Origin of the sequence: Planctomicrobium limosum, assembly GCF_051465645.1 — a bacterium.
GTDB lineage: Bacteria > Planctomycetota > Planctomycetia > Planctomycetales > Planctomycetaceae > Planctomicrobium.
Map to the genome: position 1 here is coordinate 4,999,217 of NZ_CP195790.1, position 15,258 is coordinate 5,014,474.

A 15,258-nucleotide genomic window follows, 5' to 3' on the forward strand; every position below is an offset into this window, starting at 1 on the left:
ATGGATTTTTTACAGCTGAAGGGGAAGACGATTCTCCTGTTGGGCGTCGCGAACAAGAAAAGTGTTGCCTGGCAGATTGCCAAAGTGCTGACTGAAGCTGGTGCCGATGTTCTGTACTCGGTGCGCAGTCCAGCGCGTCAGGAAAGTGTTCGCAAGCTGGTTGGTGATGCCCCGGTCTATGTCTGTGACGTCGAGCATCAGGATCAGATCGATGCGCTCCGGGAAGCGGTTGGGAAAGACCGAAAGCAAATTCACGGGATCGTGCATTCAATCGCGTTTGCTGATTACTCCGCAGGCTGGCAGTCATTTCATGAAACTCCGCGCAGTGCGTTTCTGCAGGCGATTGATATCTCCTGCTTTTCGCTGCTCGCCGTCTCCAATGCATTCAAGGATATGCTGGACCCTGAGAACGGGAGCGTGATCACCATCTCGATCTCAACAACCAGAATGGCTGCTGAGAACTATGGCTACATGGCGCCTGTCAAAGCAGCGTTGGATTCATCCGTCTGCTTTCTGGCGAAATCATTCAGCGAGTTTTCCAAGGTCCGCTTTAATGCAGTCTGTCCCGGTCTCCTGAAAACCTCGGCGTCAGCAGGAATCCCGGGGTATGTGGATTCCTATCTTTTTGCAGAGCAGGCGACTCTTCGAAAAGAAGCGCTGAAGACAGAGGAAGTCGCTAATGCGGCGGCGTTTCTGTTGAGCCCACGCTCTTCAGGGATCAATGCACAACGTCTGGTGCTCGATGCCGGAATGGAAGTGAACTACTTCGACAAGCGACTCGTCTCTCAGGCGATCAGCCAATCATAAGAGACTTGCCATTGACTGCGCTGACAGGAATGAAAAAGGCGGGAACCGGTTAGGGACCCGCCTTCGTTTTTGTCTGAGATCGGAATGACTCGCGTACTATTTACTGGGGACGCGAGTCACTTTCTCCAGGAGCGGTGTGACAACCTGCTTCGGCACGAACTTCAAGAGCTGTTGCAAAGTGGTGTCGCGACCCATCATTGCAATCTGTTTGATGAGCGTACTGGAGATGTGAGAGAACTGTTCGGACGCCATCAGGAAGACGGTTTCCAATTCTGCCGCCATCATGCGGTTGGCCAGTGCCATCGTGAATTCTGATTCAATGTCAGAAACCGTTCGCACTCCGCGGATCATGACTGACGCGTTGACCGAGTGCGCAAAGTCGACCGTCAAACCGGTGAAGCTTTCGACTCGAATGTTGGGGACATCGGCGAAGATCTCTCGCGCCATTTCTACACGCTCTTCGGCGTTGAATAGCGGTTTTTTGTCCGGGTTGACCCCGATCCCGACAATCAATTCGTCAAACAGCATCGCTCCGCGACGAGCAATGTCATCGTGGCCCCAGGTTAACGGGTCAAAACTTCCGGCGTAGACCGCAACTCGGGGATTTCTGGTACTCAAAGTCGGCCATCCATTCCATACTCAAACAACAAAACTTCGACACGTTTGAGAACCGGTTGAGAGCAATTCTCGAAATCGTGTGGCGTTTCCGACATGCGGAGTTCAGACTTTACTCAATCGAAAAGTCTGCTGCGCGGCGACATGAGAGACCGGACTGGTCTCGCTTCTGACGTGGCCGCATTACAATCTTTTTCCCTGATGAAATCCAGCTTACCTGTGCCTGAAAGACGGACCGCAGTGTCTCACGAGGAAACACTGCGGTTCATGCCTGTCGCAATCATTTGAGTCAAGGTCAGCAAGACTTAATTACCAAGTCGCAAAACTACTGAGCAACAAAATTGCCAGCTTCGAAATCGCGTTTGGCCTTGGCTTCCTGCTCTGCTGACAACTCCGGGTTTGGAGTCGCGTTGACGTCGAAGTCACCGCGAATCCATTTGACTGCGGCAACGATTGAGTCGTGGTACGCCTTGTTTGACCAGGTCGTTTCGTTGTGCCCCAGGTTGTTGCAATAGACGCGACCTTCTCCGTAGTTCTTGATCCAGCAGACAGGAACGTGGTAACCGTTCTTCAGCGGAATTGCGTTTTTCACCGGGCTCTTTGAATAATCCAGGCTCATCAGCACATGGCATTTCTTTGGCTGCCAGTGATTGTACATGTAGATTTCTTCTTTCAGAGTGAACTCTTTTCCGAAAGACTTCGTCAGTGGATTTTCTGGATCATGATTGGTCAGAGTCACCTGAGTGCCTGAATTCCAAGGGTGGCTGAGGAAGGTTCCTCCGATCATGTCCCAGTACGGTTCGTAGTCTTTCAATGTGTCCATTGCTGAGTGGAACCCAAGGACTCCGTGACCCTTTTGGGTCAGCCATTCTTTGAAGAAGTAGTCGCGATTGGCCGGTGAAATCGGCAGGTCACCAGTGGTGTAGAACGCGACGATGTCGTAACGCTGCAGATTCTCTTTGGTGAAGTCTGCTTCACAGTCCTGTGTGCAGTCAACTTCGAACTCTTTGCTCGTTTCCCCCAATTGAGTCAGTGCAATTTCGGCAACAGACAAGGAATCGGACCGTTTCACAGAACTGTGAACAAACCCTTTGCTCTGTGTGACGAACAGAATCCGGGTTTTTTTGTCTGCGGCATTTGCAGAAAGCTGTGGCAGGATCAAACATGCCAGCAATGCCAGAACAATCCTTCGAGAAAGCATAGGTGCCTCGGGGGGTAAAACGTCGTATGTGCCAAACTAACAGTCGTTAGTGGCCGGAACACGCATCAAGAGGACATTATAAGAGCTGCAGTGTCCGTCGCCAAACGGTTTTGCAACTTCCTGTCAGGTGCGTTTTCCATGTCTGTCAGTGCGGCTACACTAGGGAAACGTCCTCCTGTTTCAAGCAACGTTCTTTGCGACATTCAGCGACGTTTCAGCCTGACCGGTTCTGAGTTGGATTTCAGACCGTATTGTGCATCAATGAATAGAAAAAGCCGGCCCCAGACAGTGGGGGTTCGGTCGATTCCTTCCGGATATTGCCATGACATCCACTTCCAGCGACTCTCTTCCTCCCGATCAGCCCCTGAAACTGGGGACCCATACGCTCAGTTCCCGATTGATCATCGGAACCGGGAAATATGAGACATTTGATCTGATGCGAGACTGTCTGGATGTCAGCGGGTCAGAAGTTATCACCGTTGCGGTGCGTCGGGAACGCCTGATTGATGCCGAAGGCCGAAACATCCTCGATTACATCGATCTCAACCGTTATACGATTCTGCCAAACACCGCTGGCTGCTTTAACGCAGAAGATGCGGTTCGCGTTGCACGTCTGGGCCGAGAAATTCTCAGTGGTCTGGAGAACCCAGGTGCCGATTGGGTCAAATTGGAAGTGCTGGGCGACAAGAAAACCCTGCTCCCGGATCCTGTGGCAACATTGGAAGCGACCCATCAACTGGTTGCGGACGGGTTTCAGGTTCTGTGTTACACAACAGACGATCCAATCACCGCTCGTCGTCTGAAAGATGCCGGAGCAACGTCTGTGATGCCAGCGGGAAGTCCGATTGGCAGCGGACAAGGGATTCTGAATCCCAATAACCTGCGAATCTGTATGGAGTATTTAAAGGACGGGGACCCGGATTATCCTGTCATCATTGATGCCGGGGTCGGAACTGCCAGCGATGTGGCTGTCGCGATGGAACTCGGTTGCGACGGGGTTCTGCTCAACACTGGAATCGCCAGCGCGAAGCATCCTTATCTGATGGCTCAGGCTATGCGCGACGCCTGTCGTGCCGGGCGAGCAGCTTTTCGTGCAGGCCGAATTCCGAAACGCCTTTACGCTACTGCCTCCAGTCCAGAAACCGGAATCATTGGTCATTAGACCGGTTCGGTCTCTCATGCCTGCGCTGCGTTATCGCGTGGCAACGTCGTGGCATCAATCTGTTCGCTTTCAGGAACCTCACTTCGGTGGGGTTCCTTTTTTGTTGCAATTTCAGGTGGATTCAGGCCGGAATATCGGATTTGTTTCCCTGAAACATCATTTCATCACAATTCCTGTTGCCATCGGGCATCCGTGACGTAGGGTTTCGTACCCTCAACGCAACAACGTTCCCGACAGGAGTTCACCAACGTGTCATGCAGCTGGAAGCTGTCTGTAACGTCTTGTTTCCATACGGATTATGGCGACGGCTGAGCACAGGTTCCCTCTGGATGAGGATCCTGATTGTCGACGGAGCAGAGTCGAAACGATTCGCCGCAAGTCCTTACCGATTGGCGGCGTCACGGCAGTTCGTGCATGAAGCCGACGCCATTTGTTTTGACCTGCGCGGATTCCTGTGATCCGTTCGCTGGAACTGTTGCACAACGTGCCTGTCATCACTCGTTACTGGACGAGTGCGGTGGCGGCGCGACGAAATTTCAACATCACTGCGTACTGAATGTTGTTTTCAACGATGGCGTTGAAAGCATTGTTCCCGCGTTGTCGGTCGCCAATATCTCTGAGCCAGAATGCGCTCGGACAAGGAATCATCATGATGAATCAGGCATCTTTGCTCGTGGTCGATGACGATCGTCATATCTGCGAAGCTATGGCCGATTATCTTCGCAGTCTTGGTCACCGGACCGAAACGGCAATGACCTGCCGCGACGCCATTGACCGCATGAAAGAGTTCAATTTTCACGTTGTGATCAGCGATGTGAATCTGCCTGATCAGGACGGGTTTCAACTCCTCGAATGGGCGGTTGCAAACTCTCCGTCTACAGCAGTCATTATGCTCACCGGATACGGCACGATTGAAAGTGCTGTCGAAGCTATTCGGCTCGGAGCATTCGACTATCTGACGAAACCTGTCATCGATGACGAATTGAATTTCTCGATTCAACGCGCCTTGGGGCAGCGTCGCATTGTGGAAGAGAACAATTCCCTGCGAAAGCAGCTCGACGATAAGTTTGGTCTCTCAAACATTATTGGTCGCGACTACAAGATGTCGAAGATGTTCGACCTTTTGGAAAGCGTCGCCGATACACGCACAACCGTGTTGATCCTGGGAGAGAACGGGACAGGCAAGACGATTACCGCTCGGGCGATCCATCAACTGAGTGCCCGCCGTGATCAGCCATTTGTCGAAGTTGCCTGCGGAGCCTTGCCGGACAGTCTGCTGGAAAGCGAACTGTTTGGACACGTGAAAGGGTCGTTTACCGGGGCAACAATGGATAAGCCTGGGAAGTTCCTCCAGGCGAACGGCGGAACAATCTTTCTCGACGAGATCGGCACCGCTTCACAGAGTCTGCAGGTGAAGCTGTTGCGAGTTCTGCAGGACCGTGAATTCGAACCAGTCGGCGGAAACACCACTCACAAGGTGGATGTTCGTCTGATTCTTGCAACGAACGAAGATCTGGAAGCCCGAGTTCGTTCCGGCGACTTCCGACAGGATCTCTATTACCGAATCAACGTGATCTCTGTAACGCAGCCTCCATTGCGGGAGCGTCTCGGCGACATTCCGTTGCTGGTTGAGCACTATATTGAAGAGTTCAACAAACAGACCGGAAAACGGATTCGTGGATTTGACGATCTCGCGATGAATGCACTCCAGCGTTACAACTGGCCGGGGAACGTCCGCGAACTGGTCAACATCGTCGAACGTGCGATTGTTCTGACCAAGTCTGATGTTGTCACGATTCTCGACCTGCCTGAACATCTGCGTCGCGATGAGCATGACATTGCCTTCAACTTCCCGCGACTGACTGGTCGGGCGGGGCTCAAGTCCGCATTGGCTGACCCGGAACGCCAGATCATCATCGACGCGTTGGAGCAGCATGGTTGGAATCGCCAGGAGACCGCTCGCGTCCTCGGGATCAACCGGACAACGCTTTACAAGAAAATGAAAAAGTACGACATCTCCTACGAGAAACAGGTCCAGATGTACTAGACCGGTTCGGTCCCTCATGCGGCCGCGAGCTGCTTCAGAGGGACTCTGCCAGATCGGGATCTGTCTCGCTTCAAGTCAGACGAATCCCGTTACGACACACTTGATGACTCCTTGTCGATTGATCTCAAAAGACCCTCGTGTTCAGTTTGAATACGGGGGCCTTTTGCGTTGAATACTCGTACTGGCTGCCATTACAGCTTCATCTTTCAAAGACAGATCCGCGTCTTGATCCCACTCGCACCGACTGATCAAGCACGTGTTGGAATTCCGGGGGTCTTCCTGCTGTCCGGAGTGAAATCGCAGGCTTCCACAGGTGTTAAGTGGTTCCGGTTGAAGCGATTTGTGAAAGTCTACTGGGGGGCGACCGGCAGGATCTGCCACCACTCAGGAACGGTGTTGAAATCGCTCAATGCGTGCTCTTCAAGCAGCCGAATCACATGGATAAGTGGAGTTCGGTACCGGTCAAGGAGGCTGGTTGCTATGAGCAGACGAATTCCACAGGGCCAGTCGCCTGGTTCGGACTCAGAGGAAGCTGGGGGAAAGAACATGTCTTCGATTTCTACCAAGGTCTTGACCGCGATCGTTGCGGTTTCGCTCAATAGTGTGGCCTTGGTGCAAGCGAACGGCTTGCCACCGCAGTCGCAGTATGTGCAACAGGCCCACGGCGAGGTCTATAGTCCTCCAGCTGGCCCAGCGAACTACGCACCGGGTTCTCAGTATCCACAATTGCATGCACCGTTGTATCCAAGCCCGGTGCAATACACTCCGTCATATACTGGTGGAGCTGTGATTACCAATCAGGCATTCGCTCCACACGAAATGCTTTATCCACACACTTATCATGCGATGTATCCACCGTTTTACCACAAGGTGAAAGGGAGCTGGATCTGGACACCATTCGGCGTCCGTCAGCATGAAGACTGGAAGCTTCAGGGAACTGAAGTGACCGTGAAATACCGTGCGAACTATCCGTTCTTCGGAGGTTACCGACCTCCAGTTCTTCGCTAATTCGAAGAGCACCGAGAGGAGCAGGCACTGCGATCTGCAAGACACTCCACCTGTATTCAGGATGAGTATGTCTCCTCTGGTTGAACGGCAACGCAGGCGAAAACGGATTTGAATGAATGTGCGGTCGTTTGATCAAGCCGGGGATACCCGTCGGTCAGGACAACCGCAATATCGATACATGCAAGGGCTTCTGCTCTTGAGCGGATCTTGAATTGATTTCGTGGCTTTCGTTGTACGGGAGCCCGCATCTCATCTATCGAGAGTTCCGCTACGCGGACACATGATAGACCGGACCGGTCTAGCGGGCCCCGTCATGCTGAAGTGACTTCTCAGAAAATGAGAACCACTTCTCGTGCAGACACAACTTCGAGCACAACGCTCTGATTGCCATCAGCCACAGGGATGACCAATATGGTGACCTCAATTCGGAAATGGAGCCTGCAATGCCTGCTTACCGGGATGATGTTGCCGGTGTTCCCAGCGCTTGCAGATGATGCTGAGGCAGTTGTTCGCCTTGGACAAAAACGTGATACCGGGATCGTGCGAATCAGCGATACTCAGCGCACTGTGATTCGTGCACAGTCCCCGGACGCTGCTGGAAATCAGCATCCCATTGAAGCATTGCCACAAGTCGAACTGACGAACTGTCAGCAAGAGGTCGGTGCAGTGCAGGGTGATGTTGGTGCCAACGCTGGAGCAGCGGCTTGTCCGGAAGGGACCGTAGTATACGAGTCACACCGTTCGCATCGTGGTTCCAACCGAAAGAGTGCTTACTACTCCAACGGTCAACATGATGATGTTCCATTGTTCTTGAAGTTAGCCAGCTGCTTCCGTAACGATCTCGCCTATAAAGGTGCCTGGGTTCGTGGGAAGACTGGAATCCATGACGGGTACAATGCCAACGGGGAATACTGCCCACCTGGATCACACTGCCGTCACGGGAATGGTGGATACGGCCGGACTCGACTGGGCGAAAATCCAATTGCCGGTCACTACAGCATGGTCTATCCAGTCGACCCGAACTATTTCGACAAACGAGATGGTCAGGTCTACGCTGCACAGGGATACGGCGGTCCGGTAGCGGTTCCACTGGCTCCCGTCGTGAACCATTCCTACAACTACGGTTGGGGGATTCCATCCAGCCGACTGACACCGGTTCTGCATCCAGTGACTCAGGCACCGATTTCTCAGGTTCCAAGTCCGATTCCAACGGCTCCGATTTCTTACTAATCGGGTCACAATTCGACCGGCATTCTCTAGCAGGGTGCCGGTCGGAATTCGGTGGAGCGGCGTTCTCAATTGGCGATGAGCCAAACAGCAGGAAGCAGCCGCGGGTCAATCATTTTTATATTGAACTACTTGCTTCTTTGTTGGCGTAAGATCATACAGGAAGACTGCCATGCTGCGACGTCCTACTCAACTCTTTACAGGCCTGCTCGCTGGAGGTCTGATCACTTGGGCTGCAGCACCGGCGTTCGCTCAGTCCATCAATCAGGAGGGGATCATCCGAATCAGTGATTCGTCCCCTGCTGCCTCTGGAACACCGGCTCCAGCGACAATTCAGCCAGTGCCAGAATCGGGCGCCTATTACGGCCAGCCTGGTGAATACTCCGATTGTCCAGATGGTCGCTGGGGTGGTCGCCATGGTCAAAATGGACGGTGGTTCTCACCTCCAGTGAAACGGCCGATCTACCGTCAGGGCGTTTCTTATTATAAGAACTGGCCAAACGGTTGGGCCGGAACACAAGGCGGGCCGGCACCGACTAACTATCAGTATCCAACTGTCTATATGCCGACGGATACGACTCAGCTGGGATATTACTACCAGCACGTTCCATACTGGCAACCACGCCAGGGGATGGTTCCGGTTCCGCCAATTCCACGTGAGTGGCACACAACAGTTGCTGAATCGTACTACACCGGTCGGCATCCTGCTGGGAAGATTCTGGGAACCGCTCCAACAGCGATTCCAATTCAGCCAACTCCAGCGACACTGCCATCAGGTGCAAATGGCCCAGCCGTTCCATTGGAGTCTGTTCCAGCAACGGAAACTCCAATCGAAAGTGTGATTCAGCCAAGTGCTGGTCTGGAACGGGCAGACAGTACACCATCATTGATTCCGATCAACTAGTGTGTTGTCATCGCTCCAGGTTCACTTGTTCAGCTTTGTTGATCATGTGATCGAGCAACCTGAGACTTGTGAATACGACTTTGTGTCTGGGGCAGCAGCGTACCTGATCGAAACGCTGATTCCCGCCTGACCGGGAGAGGTCCATCGTGATCTGGACACTCTCCAAAGTCGTTTTCAATTGACTCAGTCTGGATAAAAATCATTGATCTGAATTGCAGGCGGATGGGGAACAGTTCCCATCTGCCTGTTTTTGTTTTATAGACACAGCCTGCATCAGTGAGTTGATGAATCAGTGTCACCGTCGATGGACGCGGACACATGTTGTTAATGGGTTGAGTCGATGCCGGAAATGGTGGTCAGGTATGAACGTGAATGAGGACTCAACGTCGCTGCCTGCCATTCTGGGTGGAGTTCCGTTAAGGACACAAGGGCTGCCTGACTGGCCAGTGTCTGACGAAACCGTTGTGCAGGTGCTCGCGGAATTAGGTCGTACCGGTGATTGGGGCCGGTATCATGCGGCCCACTGTTCGCGGTTGATCGAACAACTGCAAAGTGAGCATCAGGTTCCCCATGTGCATCTGACCAGCAGTGGAACCGCTGCTGTCGAGCTGGCGTTGCGTGGGCTACAGATCGGTCAGGACGCTGAAGTCATCATGTCCGTCTATGACTTCAAATCGAACTTCAGCAATATTGCGATGCTGGGGGCAAAGCCGGTGCTGGTTCCGCTGGATCTGATGTCAGGCCAGATTGACCTCGATCATCTCGAAGCGGCGATCTCTCTCGCCACGGAAGCGATCCTCGTTTCACATCTTCATGGGGCCGCAGTGGACATGCCGCGTCTGATGGAGATTGCGGAACGGCATTCGTTACCTGTGATTGAAGATGTGTCTCAGATGAATCTGGCAACGATCGCAGGTCGACCTGCCGGAACGTGGGGGGATGTTGGCATCCTGAGTTTCGGAGGGTCGAAGCTGCTGACTGCTGGTCGAGGCGGCGCCGTCATCACATCACGTGACGACATTATCAATCGCGTGCGGAGATATACTCTGCGTGGAAATGATGCCTATCCACTCTCGGAGATGCAGGCTGCGGTTCTGCTTCCGCAAATCGCACGGTTACCTGAGCGTCGTCAGCAACGTGAGTCGATAGCGGCGGGGATACGAGCCGTCAGTTTGTCGCAATCAGGACTAAGGCCGTTTCAGAACCTCGTTCCCGATTGTGAGCTCGACTATTTCAAACTGGGATTCTGGTACGATCCTCAATCCTTTTCCGGCCTGACCCGAGAGGCATTCTGTGCGGCGATGCGAGCGGAAGGAATCCCATTCGCACCGGGGTTTCGAGGTTTGCATCTGGTCCACGCCCGAAATCGCTTTCGAGCGTCAGGGGATCTTTCCACTGGAGATCTTGCGGATCAGTCTATTGTGGTTCTGCATCATCCCTACCTGATGGAAGGGGACTCGGCGATTGCGATCTTTCAGCAAGCACTTGACCGGATCACTCGTCACTCCACGAAAATTAACACGATTCCGCCTGACCGCTTCAGGAGTGAATCCATATGAGATTCAGAACAGGGTTGTCTTGAGGAAGCCGGTCGATCATTCTTTCGGGTTCAGGCCAGTCCGGGCTATCATACGGTGATGCACTGAATGCGTTTCGAATGAAGAAACCCAATTACTGAGACCGCTCGAAGATCCATCAAATCCGAAAACGCTCTGCCGAGAATTATTAAATGAATTACGCTGCTGCATTCGATGTTGCGTTTTCTTACAACGATTTTCTTGCCAAGTATGGAACACCGGAACAGGTTCGCCGGTGGAATGACTTCGGACAGGGAGTCACGCTGACACTTGATCAACAGGAATTGTTGAAGTCATTTACTCGCGAGATGAAAGTCCTTGTTCTCGCAGGCACATGGTGCGGCGACTGCGTGAATCAGTGTCCGATCTTCGAAAAGTTTGCTGCCGTCAATCCTCTGATCAACTTGCGATTCGCGGATCGAGATGATTCGCCAGAGTTGGCAGCGGCATTATCGACCTGCGGTGGCGCCCGAGTTCCTTGCGTCGTCTTTTTGAGCGAAGACGGTCACTTCTGCGGTCGTTATGGTGATCGGACGTTGTCCAGGTATCGCAGTGTTGTGCAGACGCTGGCGGGGGCATCATGTCCGACCGGACTCGGCGCGGATAACGACTTGACCGCAGCTGTGGTTCAAGACTGGTTGAATGAATTTGAACGCATCCAATGGATGCTGCGTACCTCCGGCCGACTGCGACAGCTGCACCAGGACTAAGCATGGCTTGATGAGACCTTGCAATGTCGCTGGCGCAACGGTGTGCAGTTCGGCGCAGGCATTGCAAGGTGCTTACGTGTTGTGAGACGGACCTGCTTGTCCGTATCCCCCGCCACCGGGAGTTTCGATCACGAGACAGTCACCGGCTTCGACTTGAATCTGAGCGGAGCCTGGCAGGGATTCACACTCTGTTGATCCGGCTCGCCGCAGGATGTTGCGCCCGAGTGCTCCCGACTCGCCTCCGTTGAGTCCGAATGGAGCAAAGGGGCCGCGACGTTGTGTGAGCAGTGAAACCGTTAGCGGTTGCTGGAATCGAAAGACGCGTCGGATTCCGTTTCCGCCGCGATGGAGTCCGGCTCCACCAGATCCGCGACGAATCGAGAACTCTTCAATCTGCACTGGGTATCTGGCTTCGAAGACCTCAACGTCTGTCAGGCGCGTGTTGGTCATGTGGGTATGAACTGCATCAGCCCCGGAGTCTGTTGCTGTTGCCCCGGCCCCTCCGCAGATCGTTTCGTAATAGCCAAATTGAGCGTTGCCGAACGTGAGGTTGTTCATCGTTCCTTGACTGGCAGCCGCCTTGCCCAATGCTCCCAGCAGGACGTCGACGACACGTTGCGACGTTTCGACATTGCCTCCGACCATTGCCGGACATTCTGCTCGATCTTTATGAGGCGACGGATTCAACAGACACTCTGGCAAGACGATCTGGAGAGGTGACAGGACACCGGCATTCAGTGGAATCGCTTCATCGATCAGGCAGCGGAAGACATACATGACTGCCGCAGTCACAATGGCTCGATTTGCGTTGAGGTTGGTTTTCAGAACAGGGCCGGTGCCGGCGAAGTCGATGATCGCCGTTTCGTTCAGGATGGTGATGGACACCGAGATTGGCGAGCCATCATCCAGATGATCGGTGCAGGGATATGTTCCGTCAGGCAGCAACGCGAGAGCTTTCCGCATCTTCCGTTCCGCGGCTTCCTGAATGAACTTCATGTAGCGTTGAACGTGCTCGCGCGACGACTGACGAACCAGATCGTTCAGGAGCTTTGCCCCCATCTTGTTTGCCGCGATTTGTGCGGACACATCCGCCAGATTGTCTTCCGGGTTGCGACTGGGCCATGGGCCGGAAGTCAATAGGTCACGAAAATCATCAAGGCGTGACGTTCCCTGATCGACAATCTTGAAGTTGCGGATCAGGACTCCTTCTTCGCCTAATGTTCTTGAGAAAGGAGGCATGCTGCCGGGGGTGATGCCTCCGATTTCGGCATGATGCGCACGACTTGCTGTCAGGAATAAAAGTTCGCCGGTGCTGTCATCATGAACCGGTGTGACGACAGTAATATCAGGCAGGTGAGATCCACCTGAATAGGGATCATTCGAGACAAGAACATCACCAGGCTGGATGTCTGGGTTCTCATTTAACAGACAACGCACAGTCTCGCCCATTGCTCCGAGGTGGACTGGAATATGAGGTGCATTCACCACGAGACCACCGGCCGAGTCAAAGATGGCGCACGAGTAGTCCAGACGTTCTTTGACGTTGGTGGAAATGGATGTTTTTCTCAGCGTTACCCCCATTTGTTCTGCAATGGATGCGAACTGATTATTAAAGATTTCCAGCGTGACCGGATCGGCTAACGTCTCTAAAACGGAATCGACTTTGGGATCAGAAAGCTGATCGTGTGCTGCTGACTCTGATGCGGTTGAAGAGTCCGGACGCAATTCGAGGAGCAGTTCTCCAGTTGATCGAATCGTGACCTTATAGCCAGGTTCGACCCAGATTGTGGAACCGTGATCACAGACGATGGCGGGTCCGACAAATGTATGACCTGCCTGAAACTGGTGACGATGATAGACTGGGGCGTCGATCTGGTTTCCTGCAAACCAGACAGGCGATGTGGATGCTGGTTGAAGTGGAGCGGACGCCGGCGGCAGTTGTGGCGTCTGGGCTCGTGGAAGACGGCCGATGGCGTCGACGGCAATGGAGACAATTTCAAGCTTGCGGTCCGGTTGAATGTAACCGTAAAGCTGTTGATGCTTCTCTTCATACAGGCGACGGAAGTCACCATTGTTGTGTTCATCCACAAAGATGACTGCTTCGACCCCACGATACCGCAAACCCAGGCTTCTGGCAGGAGGCGCGATCTCGCTGCGATCGATCCCTTCTTGTTGTACTTCCTGAATGAGTCTTTCTGACATCGCTGAAAAGTCTGCGTGCAGCTTTGACACCGCTTCGTCGGAATAGGGGATGAGGATTGATTGCTCGGCACGGCGTCGGACATCGGCGAGGCCCATCCCATAGGCACTCATGATGCCTGCGTAAGGATGAATGAGGATCGACGACATCCCAAGAATTCTGGCGAGGGCACAGGCATGTTGAGCACCGGCACCTCCGAAGCAGACCAGAATGTGATCTGATGGGCGGTATCCTTTGCGAATGGAGATCGCACGAATCGCTCTGGCCATCGTCTCGTTGGCGATATCGATGAACCCCTGAGCGAGCTGTGCCGGAGTGTAGTTGATGCGATCTGAATTCGATTCTGATTGTTGATCCTGTGCCATCTTCTGCAGGATGGCGTCGATCTTTTTTTCAACAGCAACTCGATCGAGATTGAATGGGAAATACTGTGGAAGGACTCGGCCCAGCAGCAGGTTCATGTCTGTGACGGTGAGCGGCCCTCCACGACCATAGCAGGCAGGGCCGGGGTCAGCGCCGGCACTTTCTGGTCCCACTTTCAACAGGACGCCGTCGAACGTGCAGATGCTTCCTCCACCGGCTGCGACGGTCTCAATTGACAGGAGCGGAGTGGCAATACGGACACCTGCCTTCATCGTTTCCGATTCGAGGTCGAATTGTCCATCGAACCGAGAAACGTCTGTGCTGGTTCCACCCATGTCGAAGCCAATTGCCTTGGCGAAGCCTGCAGCTTTGGAGGTTTCGGCATACGCAATGACTCCCCCCGCCGGCCCGGAGAGAATGCTGTCTTTTCCGGAGAACGCGAGGCCGTCGATGAGCCCCCCTTGCGATCCCATCAGCTTGAGAGTGCTGTCTGGCCCTAATGCCTGGCGAATCTTCGCCACATAATCGCGTAACACCGGATTCAGGTATGCATCGAGAACCGTCGTTTCGCCTCTGGGGACCGCTTTGATGACCGGAGCAATCTGGCTGGAGCAACTGACATACTTGAAACCTGCTTCACGCGCCAGTTCTTCAAGTCGAGTTTCGTGCATCGGGTTGCGGTAAGCATGCAACAGGCAGATGGCGATTGCTTCAATGTTCTGGCGATGCAGTTCAGAAAAGATGTTGATCGCTGCGGCTTCATCGAGGGCGAGCTTCACCGAGCCATCGGCATTCAGACGCTCATCAATTTCCGCGACGGTTGTTGCAAGCGGAGCAAATTTGTGAATATTGAGAGCGAACAGGTCAGGGCGATCCTGATTACCGATGTGCAATAGATCCGCGAAACCTCGGGTGACGAGAAAGGCCGTTCTCGCTCCTTTGCGTTCCAGAAGTGCATTTGTTCCTCTGGTTGTCCCCATGCGGATATCAACAGGAGGTAACGGTTCATTGAGATTCCGTTTCAGGATCTGACGAAGACAGATCAGCGGAGCAGGTTCATTGCATCGCAGCTCGTACGCGCACCCGATGAGATCTTGTCTCAGGCTGGCAGGGAGCGGATCGGCCAGTTGAAGAGCCCCTGATGATGTGGAACCGAGAACCTGAGTGGACCAGTTTTCTTGCAGTGCAGGGTGCGAAAGGGAAAGTGTCCAATCTTTCCAAAAGTTGTCTTGTTCGTTTCTGCGTGAATCACAGAGTTGAACGGCGTCGAAAACAGATTCAATATTGCCTTTGATTGCTCCTGAACTCAGGGTTTTCCATTCCAGTATGGTGCCTGATGGAGACTGGGCGACGCAATCAGTAAACGTTCCGCCAACATCAATCCAGAACTGCCAGCGATAGTTGCATTTCATCGAAAAATCTTCTTCCTGAACGGTT

Annotated in this window: 12 protein-coding genes; 8 read left to right on the top strand and 4 right to left on the bottom strand. The window is 53.4% G+C overall.

Annotated features, from left to right (window positions below; genetic code table 11):
- Positions 1-807, top strand: coding sequence for an enoyl-ACP reductase FabI (locus SH527x_RS18930; protein ID WP_437192253.1), 807 nt, complete (start codon positions 1-3; stop codon positions 805-807).
- Positions 808-903: 96 nt separating this feature from the next.
- Here SH527x_RS18930 and coaD read toward each other — a convergent pair whose 3' ends face one another.
- Positions 904-1,425, bottom strand: a complete 522-nt coding sequence (gene coaD, locus SH527x_RS18935; RefSeq protein ID WP_437192254.1) for a pantetheine-phosphate adenylyltransferase — start codon at positions 1,423-1,425, stop codon at positions 904-906.
- A gap of 322 nt (positions 1,426-1,747) precedes the next feature.
- Positions 1,748-2,623, bottom strand: coding sequence for a ThuA domain-containing protein (locus SH527x_RS18940; RefSeq protein WP_437192255.1), 876 nt, complete (start codon positions 2,621-2,623; stop codon positions 1,748-1,750).
- 322 nt (positions 2,624-2,945) lie between these two features.
- Here SH527x_RS18940 and SH527x_RS18945 point away from each other — a divergent pair, with 322 nt between their 5' ends.
- Together SH527x_RS18945 and SH527x_RS18950 are read left to right on the top strand one after the other, a co-directional pair.
- Positions 2,946-3,785, top strand: coding sequence for a thiazole synthase (locus tag SH527x_RS18945; protein ID WP_437192256.1), 840 nt, complete (start codon positions 2,946-2,948; stop codon positions 3,783-3,785).
- 649 nt (positions 3,786-4,434) lie between these two features.
- Positions 4,435-5,832: a sigma-54-dependent transcriptional regulator gene (locus tag SH527x_RS18950; protein WP_437192257.1), complete on the top strand. Its 1,398-nt coding sequence runs from the start codon at positions 4,435-4,437 to the stop codon at positions 5,830-5,832.
- Positions 5,833-6,182: 350 nt separating this feature from the next.
- Here the strand turns inward: SH527x_RS18950 and SH527x_RS18955 are convergent, their stop codons facing one another.
- Complete coding sequence (locus tag SH527x_RS18955) at positions 6,183-6,380, bottom strand: hypothetical protein (RefSeq protein ID WP_437192258.1); 198 nt, start codon at positions 6,378-6,380, stop codon at positions 6,183-6,185.
- On the opposite strand from SH527x_RS18955, the gene SH527x_RS18960 reads away from it, so the two are divergent.
- From SH527x_RS18960 to SH527x_RS18980, 5 genes are all read left to right on the top strand, one after another.
- Entirely contained in the window at positions 6,379-6,840 is a 462-nt protein-coding gene (locus tag SH527x_RS18960; RefSeq protein WP_437192259.1) for a hypothetical protein, read from the top strand. The two genes, SH527x_RS18955 and SH527x_RS18960, sit on opposite strands and share 2 nt — an antisense overlap.
- Positions 6,841-7,251: 411 nt before the next feature.
- Positions 7,252-8,070 carry a hypothetical protein gene (locus tag SH527x_RS18965; protein WP_437192260.1) on the top strand — a complete coding sequence of 273 codons (819 nt, stop codon included), beginning with the start codon at positions 7,252-7,254 and terminating at the stop codon, positions 8,068-8,070.
- Between the two features lie 169 nt (positions 8,071-8,239).
- Entirely contained in the window at positions 8,240-8,971 is a 732-nt protein-coding gene (locus SH527x_RS18970) for a hypothetical protein (protein WP_437192261.1), read from the top strand.
- 362 nt (positions 8,972-9,333) lie between these two features.
- Positions 9,334-10,530 (top strand): DegT/DnrJ/EryC1/StrS family aminotransferase, encoded by a 1,197-nt coding sequence (locus SH527x_RS18975; protein ID WP_437192262.1) that lies wholly within the window; start codon positions 9,334-9,336, stop codon positions 10,528-10,530.
- A gap of 170 nt (positions 10,531-10,700) precedes the next feature.
- Complete coding sequence (locus SH527x_RS18980; RefSeq protein ID WP_437192263.1) at positions 10,701-11,258, top strand: thioredoxin family protein; 558 nt, start codon at positions 10,701-10,703, stop codon at positions 11,256-11,258.
- Between the two features lie 72 nt (positions 11,259-11,330).
- On the opposite strand, the gene SH527x_RS18985 is transcribed toward SH527x_RS18980, so the two are convergent.
- Positions 11,331-15,233, bottom strand: coding sequence for a hydantoinase B/oxoprolinase family protein (locus SH527x_RS18985; RefSeq protein ID WP_437192264.1), 3,903 nt, complete (start codon positions 15,231-15,233; stop codon positions 11,331-11,333).
- Between the last annotated feature and the right edge of the window lie 25 nt (positions 15,234-15,258).